This is a genomic window from Pseudomonas sp. WS 5532, assembly GCF_012985445.1.
In the GTDB taxonomy this organism is placed as follows: Bacteria; Pseudomonadota; Gammaproteobacteria; order Pseudomonadales; family Pseudomonadaceae; genus Aquipseudomonas; species Aquipseudomonas edaphica.
In genome coordinates this window covers 1-5285 of record NZ_JAAQWK010000046.1, presented here as the reverse complement: position 1 = coordinate 5285, position 5285 = coordinate 1, and the positions used below count along the sequence as shown (strand labels likewise).

General features: G+C 61.1%; 4 protein-coding genes. All 4 read right to left on the bottom strand.

The genetic code is table 11. The features are described from left to right. Window positions 1–261: 261 nt before the first annotated feature. Genes HBO23_RS33505 through HBO23_RS33490 form a run of 4 tightly spaced genes read right to left on the bottom strand, consistent with a single transcriptional unit; the run spans window position 262 to window position 4936 of the window. Window positions 262–1797 (bottom strand): DHA2 family efflux MFS transporter permease subunit, encoded by a 1536-nt coding sequence (locus tag HBO23_RS33505; RefSeq protein ID WP_017134697.1) that lies wholly within the window; start codon window positions 1795–1797, stop codon window positions 262–264. Continuing rightward, on the bottom strand, window positions 1797–2993 hold the full coding sequence (locus HBO23_RS33500; RefSeq protein WP_017134698.1) for an efflux RND transporter periplasmic adaptor subunit: 1197 nt from the start codon (window positions 2991–2993) through the stop codon (window positions 1797–1799). Before HBO23_RS33500 ends, HBO23_RS33505 begins: the two co-directional genes overlap by 1 nt. Before the next feature lie 15 nt (window positions 2994–3008). Then, complete coding sequence (locus HBO23_RS33495; RefSeq protein ID WP_099550546.1) at window positions 3009–4466, bottom strand: efflux transporter outer membrane subunit; 1458 nt, start codon at window positions 4464–4466, stop codon at window positions 3009–3011. Beyond that, window positions 4463–4936, bottom strand: a complete 474-nt coding sequence (locus HBO23_RS33490; RefSeq protein ID WP_017134700.1) for a MarR family transcriptional regulator — start codon at window positions 4934–4936, stop codon at window positions 4463–4465. Before HBO23_RS33490 ends, HBO23_RS33495 begins: the two co-directional genes overlap by 4 nt. Window positions 4937–5285: the final 349 nt, after the last annotated feature.

Genomic DNA, 5285 nt, shown 5'->3' with positions numbered 1-5285 from the left:
GGCGTTGCCCGGCGCATAACCCTGAGACACAGAGCGCTGGCTTGTGTGGGGTTTGGCTTGTGTTGGAGCTGGCTTGTGTGGGAGCTGGCTTGTGTGGGAGCTGGCTTGTGTGGGAGCTGGCTTGTGTGGGAGCTGGCTTGTGTGGGAGCTGGCTTGTGTGGGAGCTGGCTTGCCTGCGATGCAAGCACCTCGGTACATCAGGCATACCCAGGTGATGCTATCGCAGGCAAGCCAGCTCCCACATTGACTGAGTCCAGTCGGTCAGTGCCCCGATGCCTCCGGCCCGGCCTTCGCACCAAACGGCGGCTTGGCCAGCCACACCAGCAACATCAAGCCCATGAACATCCACCCCAGCAACGTGAAGTAATCCACGGTGGACATCATGTACGCCTGGCTGGTGAGGATCTGGTCCAACTGCGCATAGGCCTTGTGCCCTGCCCCGCCTAGCGCCTGCAATGCATCGCGGGTGGCGGAGTCGTAGGTGGTCATGTTCTCGCTCATGTACGCGTGGTGCTGGTCGGCGCGGCGAATCCAGATCCAGGTGGTCAGCGATGCCGCAAAGCTACCGCCCAGGGTCCGCAGGAAGGTCGCAAGACCCGCGCCGTCGGCGATTTGCGCCGGCGGCAAGTCGGACATCAGGATGCTCAAGGTCGGCATAAAGAACAACGCCACGCCGATCCCCATGAACAACTGCACCAAAGCGATATGGGTGAAATCCACCTGATTGGTAAAGCCTGCGCGCATAAAGCAGCTCAAGCCAATCGCCAGGAACGCCAGGCCCGCCAGCAAGCGCAAATCGAACTTGTGCGCATACTTGCCCACAAAGGGTGACATCAGCACCGGCAAAATACCGATCGGCGCGACCGCCAGGCCGGCCCAGGTGGCGGTGTAGCCCATCTGGGTTTGCAGCCATTGCGGCAGGATCAGGTTGATCCCGAAGAAGCCCGCATAGCCCAGGATCAACACGATGGTGCCGATACGAAAGTTGCGGTAGGCAAACAACCGCAGGTTGACCACCGGGTGCTTGTCGGTCAGCTCCCAGATGATGAACACCGCCAGGGCAATCACCGAAATCGCCGCACCGATGATGATGAAGTTGGATTCGAACCAGTCCAGGTCATTGCCCTTGTCGAGGATGATCTGCAAAGCGCCGACACCAACGATCAGGCTCAACAACCCGACGTAATCCATCGGCTGGTAACTGGTGACAACCGGGCGTTTCTTCAATTGCGAACGCACCACCATCACCGCAAAGATGCCGATGGGCACGTTGATAAAGAAGATCCACGGCCAGCTGTAGCTGTCGGTGATCCAGCCGCCGAGGATGGGGCCGGCAATCGGCGCCACCACCGTAACCATCGCCAGTAACGCCAGGGCCATGCCGCGCCTGGCCGGTGGGTAAACCGCGATCAGTAACGTCTGGGTCATCGGGTACAACGGCCCGGCGACCAGGCCTTGCAGCACCCGAAAGCCAATCAGCTCGGGCATCGAGGTGGAAATACCACAGAGGAACGACGCCAATACAAACAGGATGGTCGCCCACAAAAACAGCTTCACCTCGCCAAACCGGCGGCTCAGCCAGCCGGTGAGCGGCAAGGCAATGGCGTTGCTCACCGCAAACGAGGTGATCACCCAGGTGCCCTGCTCCGAACTCACGCCCAGGTTGCCGGAAATGGTCGGCAACGCCACGTTGGCGATGGTGGTGTCGAGCACCTGCATAAAGGTCGCCAGCGACAGGCCAATAGTGGCCATCAGCAAGCTTGGCGGCGTAAAGGACGCGGGGGCGTTAGCGCTCATCAGCGTTGCACAGCCTTGGGTGCGGCGAGGCTGTTGTCATGGATCAACTGCGTGATCATGGCATCGGCTTCGGCCAGTTGGCGGTCATACACGTTGGTGGTGAACGAGGCCTTTTGCGGTGCCTGTTGCGCCAGCACCGGGCCGCTTTGGTCGTGCAGGTCGACGTTGACCACAGTGCTCAAGCCCACCCGCAGCGGGTTCTTGGCCAACTCGTCGGCGTTGATGTGGATGCGCACTGGCACCCGTTGCACGATCTTGATCCAGTTACCGGTGGCATTCTGCGCAGGCAGCAGGGCAAACGCGCTGCCGGTGCCGGCGCCGAGGCTGTCGACGGTGCCACTGAATTTCACGTCACTGCCATAGATGTCCGCTTCGATGTCCACCGGCTGGCCAATACGCATATCGCGCAGCTGGGTTTCCTTGAAGTTGGCGTCGATCCACAGCTGGTCCAGCGGGATCACCGCCATCAACGCGGTGCCGGGCTGCACGCGCTGGCCCAGTTGCACGGTGCGCTTGGCCACGTAGCCGGTGACCGGTGCGATCAAGGTGCTGCGCGCGTTGGTCAGGTAGGCCTGACGCAGTTGCGCGGCGGCGGCTTGCACATCCGGGTGGGACGAAATCACCGTGTCATCCACCAAGGCATTGGTGGTTTTCAGTTGCTGCTCAAGGTTGGTCAGGGCGTTCTTGGCGGCGGTCAGGTTGTCACGGGCATGGGACAGTTCCTCCTGGGAGATCGCACCGCCCTGGGCCAGCGTCTTACGGCGGTTGAAGTTGTCCTGGGCGGTTTGCACGTCAGCTTTCTGTGCGTTGACCTGGGCTTTCATGCCATCGACATTGCTGTACAAACCACGCACCTGGCGCACGGTGCGGGCCAGGTTGGCCTGGGCACTTTGCAGGCCGACGGCGGCGTCATTCGGGTCGAAGTTGATCAGAACCTGGCCTTCGTGGACCAGGTCGCCGTCGTCGGCGCCGATGCTGACCACGGTGCCGGTGACCAGCGGGGTGATTTCCACCACGTTGCCGTTCACATAGGCGTCGTCGGTGCTTTCATTGAAGCGCCCGTAGAACTCATACCAGCCCCACACGCCGACCACGCCAAGAATGACGATCAGCGCCAGGCCAATCAGCATGACTTTGCGTTTGCGCGGGTTGTTATCGGGCTTTTCAGTTGCGTTGCTGTTTTCGGCAGTGGCCATGACAAATACCTCAAATTATTCCGTACGGGTGGCAGGGCTGGTCGTGGTCGCGGCCACGTTATCGGCGTTGAATCCGCCACCCAGGGCTTGCATCAATTGAATCGACAGGTCGATCTGCGCCGCATTCAAGGTCGCCAGCTGACGCTGGGCCTGCAGCAATTGCTGCTCGATGCTGAGCACATCCAGGTAGTTACCGATGCCGGAGCTGTAACGCTGTACGCCGGTGTCGTAAGACTGCTGGGCGATGTCCGCAGCGTGTTGCTGCGCCTGGATTTGCCGCCCGGTTTCGCGCAGTTGCATCAGGGTGTTGCCGATATCGCCCAAGGCTTGCACCAGGGTTTTGTTGTACTGGGCCACGGCCAGGTCGTAGTCGGCGTCGCGGGCATCGAGGTCGGCACGCAAGCGGCCACCGTCAAAGATCGGCAACGAGATGGTCGGCGCAATGCTGAAGAACCGGCTGGCCGAGCCAAACATCGCATCACCGAGCAACGACTCGGCCCCGGCGCTCGCACTGAGGTTGAGGTTGGGGTAGAAGCGGGTTTTGCTCGCGGCCACGTTTTTACTCGCGGCCTCCACGCGCCAGCGTGCGGCGATCAGGTCCGGGCGACGGCCCAGCAATTCGGCCGGCAAGACTGAAGGCACAGCGACGGCACTGGGTTTCAACACGTTCGGGCGCGTCAGCTCGCCGCCACGGTCCGGGCCTTTGCCGAGCAATACCGCCAGGGCGATCTTGGCGCTTTGCAGTTGTTTTTCAGCGTCGATCAACTGCGACTGGGAGCTGGCTTCCAGGCTTTCGGTCTGTTGGTACTGGTATTCGCTGTCGATGCCGGAGCTGAGGCGGCGTTTGCTCAGGTCGAGCATCTGGCGGGTGCGCTTGAGGTCGTCATTGGCCAGGTCACGCACGATATGCGCTTGGCCCAAATCGCTGTAAGCCTTGGCGACGTTGGCGGCCAGGGTCAGGCGTGCGGCTTGCTGGTCGACTTCGGCTGCACGCGCCTGGCCCAACGCGGCTTCCCAGGCAGCGCGCTGGCCACCCCAAAGGTCGAAGTTGTAGTTGAAGCTGGCGCCGATGTTACGCACCGTGGCATAGGCATCGCCCTGCCCGCGCGGGTCCTGGTCCTTGGCCAGGCGCGAACGGCTCACACCGGCGCTGGCATCCAGGGTTGGCATGCGCGCCGCATCGGCGGCATAAGCGGCGGCTTCGGCCTGGTGCGCACGGGCGCTGGCCACTTGCATATCAGGGCTGTTTTGCAGGGCTTCGTGAATCAGACCGTCGAGTTGCGGGTCGCCGAGGCTTTTCCACCAGTCGGCGGTGGGCCAGGCGGCCGTGGACAGGGTCACGCCGCTCAAGGATTTGCCGGTTTGCAACGTGTTGGCGTCGAGACGTTGGCCCTGGGTGTCGAGGCCGCTGAAGTTGGCACAACCGGCCATGCTCATCGCCACCAGCACCAGGCTGAGTGCACGCGTTTTCATTGATTACCTACCCGCTGGAGGACGATGGCGTCACCGGCAGCTACCAGAATTTTCTTGAGGATTCTTTCCAGGGTTTCCAACTCACCAGGCTCGAGGGCACCGGCCAGTTCATTCATCGACTGCGCGCCGATATGCGGCAACATGTCGGCCAGGCGCTGGCCGTCTTCGGTGAGCACTAACTGCACCTGGCGCCGGTCCTGCTCGGAGCGCTTGCGCGCCAGCAGGCCCTTTTGCTCCAGACGGTCGAGCATGCGGGTCATGGAGCCGCTGTCGAGGGACAGGTGGCGGCACAGCTCCGCCGGGGTATCGACGTCGAACTGGGCAATGATGATCAACACCTTGAACTGCGCGGCGGTGACGCCGTGGGGTTCCATATGGGTGTCGATAATGCGGTCCTTGAGCAGCGCCGCCCGGCCCAGCAACAGGCCGAGGTGGCAGTTGCGAAAGCTGTCAGGGGTGTAGTGGGTCATCGGAAGTCACCTTATTACTGCCTAGGCAGTGAATGTATGACAAGATGTTACTGCTTAGGCAGCGAATGTCAAATGGAATTATTAGCTTGCTTGGTAATTTCGCGAGAGGTGGGCTTGAAACACAAATAACTGTGGGAGCTGGGTTGCCTGCGATAGCGGTTTGGCCGGGGGGTGTTTGGTCGGGTACATATCCATTGCTGCGGTAACGGCGGCCTATGGTTTCGCTCTTACAGCCATGCCTTTCAAGGTCTTGGTTTAAAATCCCCTAATCAATTCAGTCAGGACGACGAAGCTATGTGGGAAAAGGTTTTAGAACGGTTTGAAAAACAAGCACCAGCCAGTGTCATGA